Raw genomic sequence first — 16,957 nt, 5'->3', positions numbered from 1 at the left:
GGTCGGAGGACGCCATGAGCTTGACCGGAGACATCTGGACCCAAGACTCACAGGCGCGAGTTGGATCTCTGTCGAACGCGACGATTCTCTCTCTCCGTGAACGCTTCCTCGCCGACCCGGCAGGAACCGACCTGAGCGTTCTCCGACCCGTCATCGCTCGATCCTGGCAGCGCAGCCTCTCCTGGAAGGTGCTCTCGGCGCCGACAGCGCTTGCATCCACCTCAGATCCTCGCGTCGACGAGCAGCTCCTGCTCGCCGCCGAACCGGTACTCACCGAACTCGAGGGTGTGTGTGTAGACGTCGGCGGATCCGTCGTGTTGACGGACTCCGACGGAACCCTCGCAGTAATCCGCGGGCACGCGAAGGAGATGCGCCGGGCTGAGCAACTCTTCCCGCTAGTCGGGGCCAAGATGGCGGAGGACGCCATCGGCACGAACTCCGACGGTACCGCGATCGAGGAGAACCACACCGTGCAAGTGTGGGGCGGCGAACACTTCAATGACGCCCTGCACGGCAGCTACTGCACCTCCGTCCCCATCCGCGACCCCATTCGTCGGTCAACGCGCGGGGTGCTCGGCCTGATGCTCCCCCTCTCCATCGCGAAAGACGTCGCACCCCGATCGGTCCTGCTGCTCGTCGAGGGGGCGGCCGCAGACATCACCCGACGACTCGCGGAACGGCTCGCCGCGCGCGAGCAGGCGCTGATGTCGGAATACATGCGCGAGGTCCGCAAACGCGGCGCGGACGCGGTCGTAGCGATGGACGACCGAACCACCATCGCCAGTCGCAGTGCACTCAGCATGCTGGACCAGAGCGATTTCGCCGTTCTCGCCGCACTCACCCGCGAGGCGCAACCCGGCAACGACGCGCGGCATTCGCTGAGCGTCAGCGACGGTCGGCACGTGCAATTGCACCTGCGACCGATGGAGGCGACGGAGTTCGGCTCCGGCGGCGCCGCTGTCATGCGAGTACACGTCCCCGACACGGTCCCGCGCAACACCGGCCGCAGCCGGAAGCGGGAACCGCTGCGCCAATTCGCCTCCATCATCGGAAATAGCCCCGCAGTGCGCCGGGTGCTGGACACGGCGAGCACGGCCGTCCTACGCAAGATGCCGACCTACATCGTGGGTGAACAGGGCACGGGGAAATTGATGCTTGCACGCACGATCGCGGAGACGATGGCCGACGAAGTGACCGTTGTCGACTTCCCGACCGAAGCTTCACCCGTCCAGCTCCTGGATGAGCTCGATGCCGTCCTAGCGAGAGGCGGCTCGGCCGTCCTGCACCGCGTCGACCGCGCTCCGGCGGAACTGCTGGAAGAAATGGCGGCCCTGCTGCACTTGCTCGATCAGCCGCAGATCATCGTGACGACGGGCGTCGTCACGGAGAATGTCGCCGCTGTTGTGTCGGCCATGCGCGGGATCGAAATCACGATGCCCCCTCTGCGCTCACGCCGGGAGGACATCCCCGCGCTCGCCCGCGTCTTCCTCGACCAGGCCGGCTTCACGAGCAGCCGCCTCTCGGCGAAGATGCGCGATACGCTCGTCACCGCCGACTGGCCCGGTAACGCGCGGCAGCTCCGCACACTCGTCGAGACGGTAGCCGGCGGTGCGGAAGGCAGCGAGCTCAGGCTCTCGGACCTCTCCGACGTGCAGCAGCGGGCGTTGCAGGTGAGTCGCCTCACCCGTCTTGAAGAGGCGGAGCTGCACCAAATCAGAGAGGCCTTGATCGAGTCAGGCGGAAATCGCCTGCGCGCGGCGGCTCTGCTGGGAATCGGACGATCGACTTTGTATCGCAAGCTCGAGACGTACGCGGCCCGCGGCTTCGACGTTGAGGTCGACTGAGCGAACGCGGTCGCACACGGCTCGGGCCGTCCCCATCCGGAGCAGACGGCCCACTCTCCCCGGCCTAGCGTGCAACCAGATCGACGATGACAGCAGGAGGCACGGACTGACCTCACGCGCTCACGGCGGGCGAAGCCCCCGGTCTGCGACGAGATCGGGGGCTTCGCCGTTCATCGACGCATCGAAATCAGGAAACGATGTCAGGCGGCGTTTCTCCGCGCAGGAACGTCCGCGCCCGCTGCACGGCACCGGACTGCAGCGCGGCGAGGGAGCTGCTCGACTTCCACGCGGAATGCGGGGTCAGCACGGCGTTCGGTGAGAAGCGGAGCGGATGATCGGCCGGCAGTGGCTCAGCCTCGAACACGTCGAGGCCCGCGCCCGCGAGTCTCGACTCGGACAACGCCGCCGCGAGGGCAATCTCATCCACTAATCCGCCGCGCGACACGTTCACGATGACGGCGTTGCGCTTCATCAGAAGGATCGACTCGGCGGAGATCATATGCCGAGTCTCGCCCGTCAGCGGAACGTGCAGGGAGACAACATCGCAGCTGGCGAGGATCTCGTCCACCGAGGCGGAGGGGACGTCCGCGAACGTGACGACCGGGTCGAAGGCCGTCACTTGCGCTCCCGCATCGCGCCACCAAGTCGCGACCCGACGGCCAATGCGGCCCATGCCGATCACGCCGATCCGCAACTCACTCAGCACGGGACCATCGAACGGCACATCCGCCGCCCAGCGTCCGGATGCAATCGCCGCCTGCCCCTGCGGGATCCGCCTGCTCAGCAAGAGGCCGAGCGCGAAGGCGTGCGAGGCGACCTCCTCGGTCGAGGCATCAGGGACGATGGCTACCGGCACGCCGTGCGCACGGGCCGCAAGGACATCAATGTTGTCGTAACCGATGCCGTAGCGGACGACCCCCCGGCAACCGTCCATCAGCGCGAATTCGGCTTCGTGCACTTTCGCGTAAGGGGTGACCATGACAATCGCGGCCTCCGGCATGCCGGAGGTGAACTGCTGCTGGTCGACGGCGACCACGAGGTCGAGATCGAGTTCGTCGGCAAGATCCTTCTCGCGTCGGAGATCCGGGAACTGATGGGGTGCGATGAGCAAGGATTTACGTGAGTTGGGCACGTGCAGCCGACTTTCTCGTTGGGAGGGCGGGACAGGTAGGCGCTGCCCGGGTGTGATCCGAGCCGCACCCGAAGAGGTCGAATCAGTCGAGCGCACGACCGATGCGGCGGTAGACATCAGGTCGGCGCCGCCGCAGAACGACGGCCAAGATGATCCCCGCAACGATGAGGGCATATGGAATGAGGACCAGGACTGTCAACAGCAGGGGACTCCCGACGACGAGCAGGTCCATGTTGAGCGTCCCAGTGATGAGCGCAAAGCCGATACCGACGAACGCGACCGCCGGTGCGATGAAGGTTCGCCAGACCGATGCGCCGGCGGGATTGCGACGGAAGTAGAAGATGATCGCGACCGCGGTCAGGGCGAGCAGGAGCAGCATCCCGTAGAACGCGACGCCGCCCGCCGCAGCGTAGAGCGCGACCTCATCACCCCCGGAAAAGATGAGGATTAATAGCACCGCGAGAAGAACGGCTCCGACTGCGACCGCCGCACGGTGAGGCGAACCGTGCTTCTCATGCACGGCCGAGAGCGCCCTCGGAAAGACCCCATCGACCGACAGCGAGTGCGTGTAGCGGGAGAGAATGTTCTGCAACGACAGCATCGAAGCGAAGTAGCTCGTGATCAGCAATATCGAAATCAGCTGGTTCGCGAAGACCCCGAAGTAGGCGAGCAGAGCATTGGGCATCATTTCGGTCGCGTTCTCCGAGGCGGACGCCACCGCGTTCGACGTGCCGACGGACAGAACAAGCGCATAGGCCGAGATCGCGTAGAAAATGGCGAGGAAAGCGACCGCCAGCATCGTCGCGCGAGGGATCGTCTTCGACGGGTTCTTCACCTCGTCGCGGTAGATCGCCGTGGCCTCGAAGCCATTGAACACGCCGATACTAAAGAGCAGGAGCACCCCGATCGTCGGGGTGATGAGGTTCACCGGGCTCCACGGCTCGACCGATGGCCCCTCCGGGCCACCGTTCGCGATCAGCACGACGTCGAAGATCGCGACCGCGGCGACCTCGATCGCGAGGATGACCGACAGGACCTTCGCCGAGAGCTCGACGTTGAAGTAGCTAAGGATCCACGCGGCGATCAGCATCGCAAGACTCCAGACCCACCAGGGCGCAAAAGTTCCTCCGGTGAACGCGCTGAACATGTTGTTGACAGCGATACCGCCGACGACGATAGCCGAAGTAATGTTGAATCCGTAGGTGCCGACCGCGAGGAACGAGCCCCCGAGGCCGAGCGGGCGACCGAGACCTTCGCAGATGTACGTGTAGAAGGCTCCGGGTCGGGGAATCGCCTTGGACATGCTCGTGAAACCTAGAGCGAAGAGAGCGACGAGGATTCCGACGGCGATGAAGGCAATGGGAACGCCGATGCCGAACGAGATGTTCACCGAGATGAAGCCGAAGACCACACCCAGCGGCGCGGTGAAAGCCAGTACGGTGAAGAGGAGACCGAATGTGCCCATCTTCCCGCGAAGGGCGTACTGCGAGGCGTGACCGGTGTCAGGCCGATCCGCCGACGTTCCGGCTAGTTCCTGTTGCATGATGGATCTCCCTGGGGCCGGGAAGTGCCGTCGTCATCGTCGACACTGCAAGTGAGTGATGCACGGGTAGTTCCACGCTGGTGGGGAGCAGCCTCGTGGGCCCAGCGACGCGGATATTAAGGACCAATCGTCACCGACGGCGACTCCGCGAACTGTCCCAAGTTGACGCACAATCTGTTGCGTCCTTGGAAGCGCCATCCGGAGCCTGTCAAGTTGTGTGTGTAAGTGCGTGGTCCTCGGGGGTTCAGAGGTAGCGGTGGATTCGTTCGGGGAATGCGATGGAGAGTTGCTCGAGGGCTTTTCTCCAGTTGGTGACGACTTGTCCTTCGACGAGGCGTCCCTCGGCTCGACGTTCGGCGGCGGGGCGTCCTCGGTCGCGGGCTCGATCGCGGGCTCGTTTGTCTTCGATGTCGCAGATCGCGAGCCAGAGCAGCTTGATCACGGACGCGTCGTTCGGGAAGTGGCCGCGGTTCTTCGTGACTTTGCGGAGCTGGAAGTTCAGCGACTCGATCGCGTTCGTCGTATAGATCACCCGGCGGACTTCGGGCGGGAACGCGAGGAACGGTGTGAACCGCTCCCACGCGCTCTCGAACACTGCCGCCGCGTGCGGGTTCGCGCGCCCCAGTTCCGACGTTGTGAACGCCTTCAACGCCGTCCTGACGGCGTCCGCGGTCGGCGCTTGATAGACCGGCTTCAAACGCGGCGGCGACGGCCTTGCGCTGCCCGTAGGCGACGAACCGCATGGCATTGCGGATCAGGTGCACGACGCAGGTCTGGACCATCGAGTCGGGCCGGGTCGCCTCGATCGCCTCGGGGAACCCGGTCAGTCCGTCGCAGCAGACGATGAGCACGTCGCGGACGCCGCGGTTCGCGAGTTCCGCGCAGACCGATGCCCAGAACTTCGCGCCCTCGGACTGCTGGACCCAGATCCCGAGGACGTGCTTGATGCCGTCCATGTCGACGCCGACCGCGAGGTGCGCGGCCTTGTTGCGCACGTGCCCGCCGTCGCGGACCTTCACGACGAGAGCGTCGAGGTAGATCACCGGATAGAACGCTTCCAGCGGCCGGTGCTGCCAGGCGAGGACCTCGTCGGAGATCTCGTCGACGATCTTCGAGATCGTCTCGCGCGAGAGCTCCGTGCCGACCGTCGCGGCGAGGTGATGCTCGATATCGCGGACCGTCATCCCGCCGACATAGAGCGACACGATCATCTCGTCCAGCTGCGACAACCGTCGGCTGCCCGTCGGGACCAGCCGGGGCGTGAACGTGCCGTTGCGGTCCCGCGGGACCCGCAACTCGACGTCGCCGACATTCGTGGCCACCGTCTTCGGAAACGACCCGTTCCGAGAGTTCTCGTGGAACGGAGCGTCCGGGTCGCCATTCTCGTATCCGACGTGCTCGGTCAGCTCCGCCTGCAGCCCGCGCTCGAGCCCGGACTTGATCAGCTGCTGGATCAGCCCTCCGGCACCCTCCAACTCGATCTCGCCCGCGTCGATCTTCGCGAACAGGTCATCCATCACGCTCGACTCGATCAGACACGAAGCGCCCGCCTCCTGAGCCTTCCGCCGCACTTCACGCGACGCCCTATCGATTGCCAACAGTGTGAATCCTTCCATCAGGAGGCCCGCTCCTTACGCACACCATCTGACATGCTCGGCCGCGCGCCGCCGACGGGGCAAGACCGACGCGTTCGACGCGGAAGCCGCCGCCCGACGCGCGCTCGAGGAACAGGACCCGCGGATCCCGAAGGACACGACCTCGACCGTCGAAGCCTTGCGACTCCTCAGCGCGACCCGGAATCTGCTGGTCAAGCAGCAGAAAGAGATCGCAGGTCAAGTCGACCAGTTCCTGATCACCGCGCCCGACAGCATCCGCGACCTCCCTCGAAACTGGATCCGCCGCACCCGGATGCGCCGCCTCGCCGCCCTCCCCGACGACACCACAGGCGACGTCGTCGCCGACACCCTCACCCGGCTGCTGCGCGAGCACGCCATCCGGTGGATCGCTCTGGACACCGATGCCGCAGCGCTCGAGAAGCAACTCCGCGTCCTCGTCGAACTCCGCGCCCCACGCCTGCTCGAGGTCTACTGCGTCGCCGCGATCACCGCCGCGCAACTCCTCGTCGCGGTCGGCGAGAACGGCCACCGCATCCGCTCCGAAGCCGCCCTCGCGAAACTCTTCGGCGCCGCCCCGCAACCCGTGTCCTCCGGGAAGACCAACCGGCACCGCCTCTCCCGAGGCGGCAACCGGCAAGCGAACTCCGCGCTCTATCAAATCGCGGTCGTCCGCCTCTCCCACGAACAACGCGCCCGCGACTACCGCGACGCCCACCTCGCCAACGGCAAGACCACCAAAGACACCCTCCGCCTCCTCAAACGAGCCCTCTGCCGAGAACTCTTCCCCCACCTCTGCCGACCTTGACAAATAGGAGCTTCGAGACCCACCGCTCCCGGAGGACGCGGATCTCGATACGCCCGCGAAGCGGGCTACTCGATCAGCAAGGTGCCTGCTGGTCGAGTAGCCGCGCAGCGGCGTATCGAGACCCGCCCCGCCCGGAGCGGACCCGTCAGCGGGACGCGCGCGGCGGCGCCGAGCTCTCGCGGACGATCAGCTCGGGGCGCTCCGACGAGAACGTCGTGCCTCCGCCGTCCTCCATCGCCCGCAGCAGCAGTCCGAAGCCGCGGCGGCCGAGCCCCGCGAAGTCCTGGCGCACCGTCGTCAGCGCGGGTGTCCACATCCGGGCGAGGGGGTGGTCGTCGAAGCCGACGACGCTGATGTCCTCGGGGACGCGCAGGCCCGCCTCGCTGAGGCCCTTGATCACGCCCATGGCGATCTCGTCGTTGCCGCAGAACACAGCGGTGACCTCGGGGTCCTCGGCCAGGCGATGGGCCAGCGCCCGCCCCGACTCGGGCTCCCACGTGGCCTCGAGCGGAGTCGGCGCCGCAGTGACGCCCGCCGCCTTCAGTGCGCGGCGCCATCCGGTCGTGCGGCCGTCCTCGCGGCGCGACGGCGGCACGCGCACGTGGTGCACCGTCCGGTGGCCGAGCTCGAGCAGGTGCTCCGTCAGCGCCTGCGCGGCGTGCAGCTCGTCGAGGACGGCCTGCGGGATCCCCCGCCCGCGCACGCCCGAGAGCGCGACGACCGGCACTCCGGGCGGCAGCGCCGCGACCATGGCGACCCCGGGCGGATCGAACTTGAGCACCGCCACGCCGTCGGGGCTCTGACTCAGCACGAGCGAGAGCGCCTTCTCGATGTCGTCCGGATCGGCCGACTCGATCACCGTGATGGTGACGGTCCAGCCGCCGGCGCGCGCCTCCTCCTCGATGCCGCGGATCGCCTCGGCGTAGCCGTACTGCGACGTGTTGCCCGCGACGACCGCGATGGTGCGCGAGCGGCGGGTGACGAGGGCGCGCGCGGCGGAGCTGGGGCGGTAGTTCAGCTCGGCGATGGCGGCGAGCACGCGCTCGCGCTTGTCGGGAGCCACCTTCGCGGCACCCGTGAGCACCCGCGAGACCGTGGGCACCGAGACTCCCGCGAGCGCCGCGACATCGGCGATGACCGGGGCTTTCGCCGCCCTGTCCCGCTTCATGTCGTCCCGCTTCCGTCCTCGGCCGTCGCGCTGGTGCATCGCGAGCCAGGAGGGGGCGGAGGCGATCGGCACCGCATCGGTCTCGGAGGTGCTCACTTCACCGCGCCGCTCGTGATGCCCGAGATGATCTTGCGCTGAGCGAAGACGAACACCAGGAGGAGGGGCAGGCTCATCAGGATGATATAGGAGAAGATCAGGTGCCAGTTCTGGAGGTAGAGCCCCGCGCTGGCCACCTGGTAGAGGTTCAGCGGCAGGGTGTCGAGCCGCCCGCCGACCACGAACAGCGCGTAGAAGACGTCGTTCCAGATGTACAGGCAGATGAGGATCGTGGCCGTCGCGAGCACCGGCATCAGCAGCGGCAGGATGATCGTGAAGAACACCCGGATCGGCCGCGCCCCGTCGACGCGGGCCGCCTCCTCGAGCTCCGCCGGGATGGTGCGGACGAAGCCGGTGACGAAGAAGATCACCGTCGAGAGGTACATCCCCATGTACACGCCGACCATGCCGACGGCGGTGCCGGCGAGTCCGAGCTGGCGCAGCAGGAGCACCACCGTGACCACCGCGGGCGGCAGGACGATGCCGCTGATCGCGAGGGCGTAGACGAGGGCCATCCCGCGTCCCGTGCGGCGGCCCAGGATCCACGCGGCCATCGAGCCGAGTACGAGCACGCCGAGCACCGACGGCACCATGACGAGCACGCTGCCGAGGAACGCCTGCACCATGCGCCCGTCGGTGAAGACGGTGGCGAAGTTCTCGACCAGCTGCCACTGCGACGGGGCCGCGAGGTTGGGATTCAGCGCCTCGGCCTGGGTCTTGCCCGCGGTGCTGACGATGAGCCAGAACGGCACGCCGAGCAGCAGGACGACGGCCGCCAGCGCGGCGGTCGGCTGAGCGAGGCGGGCGAGCGTCCGCGCCGCGGAGGGCCGGTTCGACTCGACGGGGGCGGATCGGCGGACGGGAGCGGGCTTCTCGACCAGGGTGCTCACAGCACGTCCTCTCGACGGCGCAGGATGCGGATGACGGGGAAGGCGAGGAGGGCGACCGCCACGAAGAGGATCAGGCTCATGGTGGTCGCCTGGGCGAACAGGCCCTGGCCGAAGGTGCGGAAGATGAAGATGTTGAGCAGCTCCGTCGTGCCGCCCGGGCCTCCTCGGTGGTGGCCTGCACGATGTCGAAGCCGTTCATCGATCCGAGCAGCGCGGTCGCCACGTTGAAGGTGAGCGCCGGGGCGATCAGCGGGAAGCGGATGTCGCGGAACGTCTGCCACCAGGAGGATCCGTCGAGCCGCGCGGCCTCGAGCACGTCGCCGCTGATCGTCTTGAGGCCCGCCAGGTAGATCAGCATCGACAGGCCCATCCACTTCCACGAGTGGATCAGGGCGACGACCACGATCGTCCACGTCGTGTCGCCGAGCCACGCGGTCGACACGGTCTGGCCGGTGACGAACGACAGGATGCCGTTGAGCGCGCCGTCGGGCTTCAGCAGCGCCTGGAACACGTAGCCGACGGCGAGCGCCGACATGATCACCGGGATGAAGAACATCACCCGGGCGAAACGGTTGACCCGCGTGTCCTTCTCGAACAGCAGCGCCAGGATCAGCCCGAACAGGTTCTGGAACACCGCGACCAGCACCGCGTAGACCAGCGTCACCCGCAGCGCCTGGATCAGCGTGCCGCTCTGGAACAGGTCGACGAAGTTCGAGAACCCGACGAATCCGATGGCCGCCTTGAAGCTCGACCAGTCGGTGAACGCGTAGACGAAGTTGAACAGCGTCGGCACGAAGAAGAACACGACCAGCACGACGAGCGCCGGCACGAGGAAGACGAGCGGATGATCGGAGCGGCGACCGCTGGCGGCGACCGGCTTCGCGGCGCGGGCGAGGATCCGGGGTGGTGCGGCGGCTCGGGTGGTGGACACGCGGGGCACTGCCTTTCGAGAGAGGAGGAGGAGCGGGGGCCCGCCGCAGGACGGCCGGCCCCCGCGTCGAGTGGCTAGAAGCCGGTGGCTCCCTGAGCCTTCGCGAGCTGCGCGAACTGGTCCTGCGTCGCCTGCGCGACCTCCTCCGGGGTCTTCGTGCCCTGGATCATGTCGGCGAGGAAGATGTACAGGTCCGGGTTGGCGATGGCCTGGGCCTGCATCGAGCCGACCGAGGTGCCGACCGACTCGCTGACCGAGATGAGCGCGGTGGGAACGGTATCGGGCGTGGCGACCGAGGGCTCGAGCGAGATGGTGTTCTGCGCCTCGACGAAGTCGGCGTAGCCGTCGCCCAGCCAGTACGAGAGGAGCTGGCGCGAGGCCGCCTCCTTCTCCGCGTCGCCAGTGGCGAAGGCGACGAGCGCGTTCGACTGGTCGGGGATGAAGGTGCCGACGTTGCCGGAGGGCGAGATCGGGAAGAAGCCGACGGTGTCGTTCAGGGTCTCGGTGTCGGACAGCGACTGCAGCTGGCCGAAGAAGGAGTTGACCTGGACGACCATGGCCGCGTCGCCGGCGAGGAGGGCGGCGCCCTGGTCCTCGAAGGTGGCGGTCTTGATGTCCTCGTTGAACAGGCCCTCGTCGATCAGGCCCTTGTAGGAGTCGATCGCGCCCTGGATGGTCGGGTCGGTGAACTTCTCCTCGCCCGCGTTCACGCGGTCCCAGAGGCCGTCGGCCGCGGCGTCGGCGAGCTGGACCTGCACCCACCACTGGGTGGCCCAGCGGTCGGCGCCCATCTCGAAGAACGGCGTCTCGCCCGCGGTCTTCAGCTGGCGCGCGGTCTCGGAGAAACGAGGCCCAGTCGGTGGGGAGCTCGGTGATGCCGTTCTCCTCGAAGACCTTCTTGTTGTAGTAGACGCCCTCGACCGCGGGGGTCGAGATGAGGGCCGCGTAGCGGGTGTCGTCGAGGGTGCCGGTGATGTCGGCGAGCGCGGGGTCGACGTCCTCGAGCCAGGGGGCTCCGTCGAGGCTCTGCAGGTTGGTGGTCGCGTTGAGCGCGGTGAGCTGCGAGGCGGTCGGCTGCCAGAACGCCAGGTCGGGCTTGTCGCCGGTGGCGACCTTGGTCTGCACGCCCTGCTCGTAGGGGTCCGGGATCGTCTCGATCTCGACGGACGCGCCGGTGAGCTCCTCGAAGCCCTCGACGACCGACTCGGGGACGGTGTTCGAGTTCTGCGCGGCCCAGATGGTGAGCTCGGTGCCCTCGAGGTCGGCGTCCTGCGCGGGCCAGGACGCGGGCGCGGCCGAGCCGCCGCCCGTGCCGGCGCTCGGGTCGCTGCAGCCGGCGAGGAGGAGAGCGGAGGCGGCCGTGAGGACGGCCGCGCTGAGGAGTGACTTCTTCATCGAAATACTCGAGCTTTCTGTGTGGAGAGAGGGTACGCCGGGACGGGTGGACCCGGCAGGGGTGGGGGTCAGGTGGTGCGGAGGGACAGTCGGAGGGTGCGGGCGGAGGGGCCGGAACCGGTGGGGCGGACGGTGAGGCGGCCGGCGGCCGGATCCCACTCGGTGCCCCACGCCGCGAGGGTCACGGGGAAGACGACCGACACGTCGACGTCCCGCCCGATCAGCTCGGGGAGGTGCAGCACGACGTCCTCGGTCCCGGCGCGGCGCCAGAGGGAGACGAGGTGCTCGCCGTCCGTGCGCAGCGCCAGGGCGATCGCGTCGTCCGTCCAGCCGGGCAGGCCGAGCGGCCAGCGCGGGGTGGCCGAGGAGATCGCCGTGCGGAGCGACTTGGCTGCGGCGACGGCCTCGTGCACGAGGGCGAGCTGCGGCTCGGACATGCGGTTGAGGTAGCCCGAGAGGTAGTAGCGGCCGAGCAGCCCGGTGACCAGGCAGAACGCGATCTCCTCGTCGTCCATGTCGGCCTGCGGGTAGGCCCAGCTGGCCGCCTGCTCCGGCAGGAGCATCATCGGCGCCGCGGCCGCGATCGGCGGGTAGAGGCGGAAGTCCTGCTGGTCGGAGGTCGACTGCATCTGCAGTCGCGACATCACGGCCCAGTCCTGCCGCATCGCTCCCGAGGAGCAGCTCTCGATCACGAGGGCCGGGTGCCGGTCGAGCAGCGCGTCGAGCCAGGCGAGGTAGGCGCGGTTGTGGCCCAGCAGTCCGTCGCCGACGGAGTCGGAGGCCGCATCGGTGCCGGGGCCCGCGTCGATGTTGTAGTCGAACTTGAAGAAGCCGACGCCGAAGTCGGCGACCAGACGGTCCACCGTCTCGTCGAGGTGGGCGACGGCGGCGGGGTGGCGCAGGTCGAGGTGGAAGCGCTCGTGCTCCTCGATCCGGACGCCGGACCGCTGCAGGAACGCGTCGTCGGGGAGGCGGCCGGCCCTCGGGCTGTCGACGCCGATCACCTCCGGCTCGAGCCAGAGACCGGGGACGAGTCCGCGGGAGCGGATCCGCTCGACGACCTCGCCGAGACCGCCCGGGAAGCGCTTCGCCGACGGCTGCCACTCGCCGACGCTGCTCCACCAGCCGCCGGGCACGCCGCTCTCGTCGTACCAGCCGGCGTCGATGCAGAAGATCTCGGCTCCCGCGTCGGCGGCGGCGTCGATCAGCGGCAGCAGCTTCGCGGTGGTCGGGTCGCCGTCGAGGGTGTTCATGTAGTCGTTGAAGACGACGGGCAGGGCGGTGTCGTCGGGGTGGGAGCGGCGGTTCGCGCGGCGGTGGTGCGTCAGCGCGGAGACCGCGGCGTCGGCCGTGGCTCCGAGCGCCACGGTCACCGGGACCGACGTGAAGACGTCCCCCGCTTCGAGGGCGCGGATCCAGCCGTGGTCGAGGTCGGTCGGGCCCGTGAGGGCGAGCGTTCCGCCGTCGATGTCCTCGCCCACCTCCCAGCGCCACGCTCCGTTGTGCTCGATCTGCCAGAGCAGTGCGGCGTCGGGGGCGATCAGCCCGCCGACGGGGAGGTGCGACCCGGTGGACCAGCTGCCGGTCGAGACGGCGCCGACCGCGCCGCGCGGGTCGTGGCCGGTGATGTCCTCGCGGAGGGTCACGAATCCGGAATCGCGGACCGGCGCCGTGCGCCAGCGCCCCTCCCCCAGCCAGTCGTTCTCACCGCGCAGCAGCGACCAGCGGGTGAAGGCGTCCTTGCCGTCGGCGCCCGATGCCGCGCCGAGGTCGGCGCTCCAGGACGCGACCGAGCGCAGCACCTGGCGCGATAGCGCTCCGACCGCGACCTCGGAGGTGACCGCCGCGACTCCGGCGACCTGCCGCAGGACCGCGCGGGCGACGACGCCGAACGACGGCGCTTCGGCCTCGATCTCGAGGACGGCGACTCCGTCGACGAGGCTCTCGCGGTGCGACACGTAGCGCATCGCCGCACCGATGCGGGTGTGGGTCAGGCGGGAGGTCGCGGGGTCGTGACCCGCGGCGGCGGTGGTGATCTCGAAGAAGGGAGCGACGTGCGTCGCCTCCAGGCGGACGTCGGCCGCCTCGAGGGCGACGAGGGCGACCGGGGCTCCGGGCGAGCAGTCGAAGGTCAGGCGGAGACCCTCGCGGGTCCCCCAGGTCAGCTGCTCGGGCACAGGAGCTCCTCGTCGTCGTGGAGTGGGAAGGGCGTCGCCCCGGATTCGGGACTGGGGAGATACTGATACCGATTTCACGAAAGCGCAAGCGTGTGATGAAAGCGTTATCTACCCCGCGGTCACGGGGGCGGGCGAGTCCTGGTAGCGATTTCACGAAGTGCTGGTCATCCCCGCATGAAATCGCTATCGTCCCTCCCTGAGGGTCCGAGCGCCGCGCCCGCCCCGGCACCGGCCGGATCCTCTCCCCCGCCGGCACGTCCGTGCCGGCCCCGCCTCACGGGAAGAGCATTCGATGAAGAAAGCCTCCAGAACGATCGCCTGCGCCGCAGCCGCCGGCGTCGCACTCAGCAGCCTCGGCCTCGCGGCCGTCGCGCCCGCCTCCGCCGCCGACGGGACCGAGACCCTCGCGGTCGACTTCTCGCAGTCGACCGGAGCCTTCCGCGGAGGTGCCACCGGCACGCTCTACGGCTTCGGCGACGCCGGAGCGCCCACCCAGGCGCTGATCGACGGCGCGCACATCACCAACACCTCGCAGAAGGCGCCGTACGGCACCCAGCACCCGAGCGGTGACTCGCTCAAGGTGGAGGACGGCTTCTTCGCGAAGCACGGCGAGGACATGTACATCTACACGCAGGACTACTACCCCGACTGGGCGTACAACGGCGGCCGACGGCCGGGCGACACCCGCACCTACGACCAGGCGACCGGCACGTACACGAGCACGCCCAACGGGGTGTGGGACTACCTCGAGATCGTCGAGTTCGTGACAGAGGCGGTGGCGACGCAGTCCGACCGCCCCGAGGACTACGTGCACATCCCGTTCAACGAGCCCGACGGCGGCAACTGGTACAACGACTGGGGCGCGCTGAAGGACACCTTCCTGGCCGACTGGGACGCCGCCTACGAGAAGATCCAGGAGGTCTACGCGCGGCACGGACTCGGCACCGCGCGCGTCGGCGGTCCCGGCGACGCGGCCTACCAGCCCGTCCGCACCGCCGACTTCCTCGACCACGCGAAGGCGTCGGGCACGCTGCCGCAGATCATGATCTGGCACGAGCTGGGCATCGACAACCTCGCGACCTTCCGCTCGCACCTCGAGCACTACCGCGGTCTCGAGGACGCCAGGGGCATCGCCGACATCCCGATCAACATCACCGAGTACGGGATGCTGCGCGACATGGGCACGCCCGGTCAGCTCATCCAGTGGCTCGCGATGTTCGAGGACGAGAAGGTCGACGCGCAGACGGCCTACTGGAACTACGCCGGCAACCTCTCGGACAACAGCGCCCGGGCCAACGCCGCGAACGCCGGCTGGTGGATGTTCAAGTGGTACGGCGACCTCGAGGGCGCCGACACCGTCGCCGTCACTCCGCCCCAGCTGGACGTCGCCGACACACTCCAGGGCATCGGAGCGGTCGACACCGTGAACAAGCGCGCCACCGTGCTGTACGGCGGCGCCGACCTGGGGAACGTCGCACTCGACCTCGACGGCCTCGATCCCGCGATCTTCGGCACCAGCGTCGACGTCGAGGTCCGCGAGGCGACCCTCTCGGGCGCCCAGGGTCTGCACGGCACCCCCCGCGTGGTCGCGGCGCTCGACGGAGCGGCTCTCGCCTCGGGCTCGCTCGATCTGTCGATCCCGGGCTACGACCGCTACGCCGCCTACCAGGTGGTCATCACTCCGACCCAGGACCGCGTCGTCACCACGACCCCGGTCTGGCAGACGAGCATCGAGGCCGAGAGCACCGCTCTGACCGGCGCTCAGGTGTACACGCAGAACCCGACCGACGGCGGAGGCTGGAAGTTCCTCGCCTCCGGAGGCCGCGACGTCGGCGGCTTCAACAACGTGTCGTCGAAGGCCGACTGGACCGTCACGGTGCCCCGGGACGGCACCTACCGGTTCCAGGTCATCGGAGCCACGCCCGGCGTTCCCGGGCAGCACGCGCTCTTCGTCGACGGGGCGAAGAACCAGCTCGTGCAGTACACGGCCGACCTGGCGCTGACGAGCACGCAGAAGTGGCAGTACCGCGGCAGCACGGAGGTGACCGTGCAGCTCACCGCCGGGCAGCACGTGCTCTCGCTGCGCGCGAGCGAGAACGGCACCACCGTCCTCCCGAACGCCGACATCACGCTCGACAAGCTCCTGCTGACCGACATCACCGACGGCGAGACGACGGTCTACCCGGCCTCGACCCTCCGCTACGCCGGCGGGGCCTCCATGGTCTACGACCGCCCAGGGGCCCGCGGCTCCGCGAGCATCTCGGGCGAACAGCGCGCCGACGTCTACGCGAACGCGTGGCAGACCGGCTACTACGACGTGGCGCTCGACTACCGCACGACCGCCGCCTCGAGGATCGACGTCTCGGTCAACGGCCGACCGGTGACCAGCGTCACCGCCGACGCGGCGGGCCACTGGGTCTCGACCGCACGCCTGCACCTCTCGCAGGGCATCAACGAGATCGAGCTGCGCTCGCCCTCGGGCGTGCTGCTGAGCACGGTGACCACGACGCGCGCGGCCTCGGCCGACTCCGCCGCCGTGACGATCGAGGCCGAGAACGCGACGCTGACGGGGACGGCCGCGGCCTCCTCCCTCGACGCGAGCACCGGGTCGAACGTCTCGGGACGGTACGTCGGCTGGGTCGGCAACGGCGCGGGCAACACGATCGAGATCCCGCGCACCGCGGGCATCGCCGCGGCGGGACTGTACGACGTCGCCGTGACCTACTCGAACGCCGAGCTGAGCGGACGCCACGACTACAACCCGCAGGTCGTCGACCGCCGCATCGACGTGAGCGAGAAGGGCGTCGCCGGCACCTCCGGCAGCGCGTACTTCCGCTACACGATCTCGTGGAACAGCTTCTGGGAGCGGACGATCCCGGTCGCGCTGACCACCGGCACGGCTCCGATCGTCCTGAGCAACGCGACCGCGTTCGCCCCGAACATCGACCGGGTGACGATCGCCCCCGTCTCGCTCGGCACTCCGACCACGGTGTCGGCGGCCCCGGCGCTGACGGTGCAGGCGGCAGCCTCGACACGCTGCGTCTCGGGGAAGGTCGTGCTGACGGTCACGAGCACGAACACGAGCACGGTGCCCGTCGCCCTGCAGGTCACCACGGCCTGGGGAGCGAAGTCGGTCGCGACGGTGGCGCCGGGAGCGAGCTCCGCTCAGGCGTTCACGACGCGGGCGCGCTCGGTGCCGGCGGCCTCGGCCACGGTCGTCGCCTCGGCCACCGTCGACGGCGCTGCCGCATCGGCGACGACGACCGCGTCGTATCCGGCTCGGAGCTGCTGAGCGGCCGCGCTGCGGCTGACGGCTACTCGATCAGCGGGTACTCCTCGCTGGTCGAGTAGCCGCTCGGC

The 16,957-nt window shown here is 68.7% G+C and carries 11 protein-coding genes and 2 pseudogenes; 3 read left to right on the top strand and 10 right to left on the bottom strand.

Features of this window, described 5'->3' with window-relative positions:
• Positions 1-14: 14 nt before the first annotated feature.
• Positions 15-1,844, top strand: coding sequence for a sigma-54-dependent Fis family transcriptional regulator (locus AC0CID_RS15195; RefSeq protein ID WP_465227458.1), 1,830 nt, complete (start codon positions 15-17; stop codon positions 1,842-1,844).
• A 187-nt stretch (positions 1,845-2,031) separates the two neighbouring features.
• On the opposite strand, the gene AC0CID_RS15190 is transcribed toward AC0CID_RS15195, so the two are convergent.
• The 4 genes and pseudogenes from AC0CID_RS15190 to AC0CID_RS15175 form a co-directional block, all read right to left on the bottom strand.
• Positions 2,032-2,955: a C-terminal binding protein gene (locus AC0CID_RS15190; protein WP_465227457.1), complete on the bottom strand. Its 924-nt coding sequence runs from the start codon at positions 2,953-2,955 to the stop codon at positions 2,032-2,034.
• Positions 2,956-3,058: 103 nt separating this feature from the next.
• Positions 3,059-4,519 carry an APC family permease gene (locus tag AC0CID_RS15185; protein WP_465227456.1) on the bottom strand — a complete coding sequence of 487 codons (1,461 nt, stop codon included), beginning with the start codon at positions 4,517-4,519 and terminating at the stop codon, positions 3,059-3,061.
• Positions 4,520-4,763: 244 nt separating this feature from the next.
• Positions 4,764-5,267 carry a transposase gene (locus AC0CID_RS15180; RefSeq protein WP_465228113.1) on the bottom strand — a complete coding sequence of 168 codons (504 nt, stop codon included), beginning with the start codon at positions 5,265-5,267 and terminating at the stop codon, positions 4,764-4,766.
• Positions 5,212-6,036 (bottom strand): annotated as a pseudogene (locus AC0CID_RS15175) (IS256 family transposase); the annotation flags it as partial. The gene AC0CID_RS15180 and the pseudogene AC0CID_RS15175, both read right to left, overlap by 56 nt.
• Before the next feature lie 85 nt (positions 6,037-6,121).
• On the opposite strand from AC0CID_RS15175, the gene AC0CID_RS15170 reads away from it, so the two are divergent.
• Positions 6,122-6,940: a transposase gene (locus AC0CID_RS15170; RefSeq protein WP_465227455.1), complete on the top strand. Its 819-nt coding sequence runs from the start codon at positions 6,122-6,124 to the stop codon at positions 6,938-6,940.
• A gap of 145 nt (positions 6,941-7,085) precedes the next feature.
• On the opposite strand, the gene AC0CID_RS15165 is transcribed toward AC0CID_RS15170, so the two are convergent.
• From AC0CID_RS15165 to AC0CID_RS15140, 6 genes and pseudogenes are all read right to left on the bottom strand, one after another.
• On the bottom strand, positions 7,086-8,204 hold the full coding sequence (locus tag AC0CID_RS15165) for a LacI family DNA-binding transcriptional regulator (RefSeq protein ID WP_465227454.1): 1,119 nt from the start codon (positions 8,202-8,204) through the stop codon (positions 7,086-7,088).
• The gene (locus tag AC0CID_RS15160) at positions 8,201-9,094 is read right to left on the bottom strand and encodes a carbohydrate ABC transporter permease (RefSeq protein WP_465227453.1); all 894 of its coding nucleotides are present in this window, start codon (positions 9,092-9,094) and stop codon (positions 8,201-8,203) included. Before AC0CID_RS15160 ends, AC0CID_RS15165 begins: the two co-directional genes overlap by 4 nt.
• A 76-nt stretch (positions 9,095-9,170) precedes the next feature.
• Complete coding sequence (locus AC0CID_RS15155; RefSeq protein WP_465228112.1) at positions 9,171-10,025, bottom strand: carbohydrate ABC transporter permease; 855 nt, start codon at positions 10,023-10,025, stop codon at positions 9,171-9,173.
• 74 nt (positions 10,026-10,099) lie between these two features.
• Positions 10,100-10,816 (bottom strand): hypothetical protein, encoded by a 717-nt coding sequence (locus AC0CID_RS15150; RefSeq protein WP_465227452.1) that lies wholly within the window; start codon positions 10,814-10,816, stop codon positions 10,100-10,102.
• A gap of 85 nt (positions 10,817-10,901) precedes the next feature.
• Positions 10,902-11,420, bottom strand: a pseudogene (locus AC0CID_RS15145) (extracellular solute-binding protein); the annotation flags it as partial.
• A 68-nt stretch (positions 11,421-11,488) separates the two neighbouring features.
• Positions 11,489-13,597 carry a glycoside hydrolase family 36 protein gene (locus AC0CID_RS15140; RefSeq protein ID WP_465227451.1) on the bottom strand — a complete coding sequence of 703 codons (2,109 nt, stop codon included), beginning with the start codon at positions 13,595-13,597 and terminating at the stop codon, positions 11,489-11,491.
• 292 nt (positions 13,598-13,889) lie between these two features.
• On the opposite strand from AC0CID_RS15140, the gene AC0CID_RS15135 reads away from it, so the two are divergent.
• Complete coding sequence (locus AC0CID_RS15135) at positions 13,890-16,889, top strand: hypothetical protein (RefSeq protein WP_465227450.1); 3,000 nt, start codon at positions 13,890-13,892, stop codon at positions 16,887-16,889.
• Positions 16,890-16,957: the final 68 nt, after the last annotated feature.

It is taken from the genome of Rathayibacter sp. AC451, assembly GCF_979253095.1.
The sequence above is the reverse complement of the archived record's forward strand: the minus strand, read 5'-3'. Positions and strand labels throughout refer to the sequence as shown.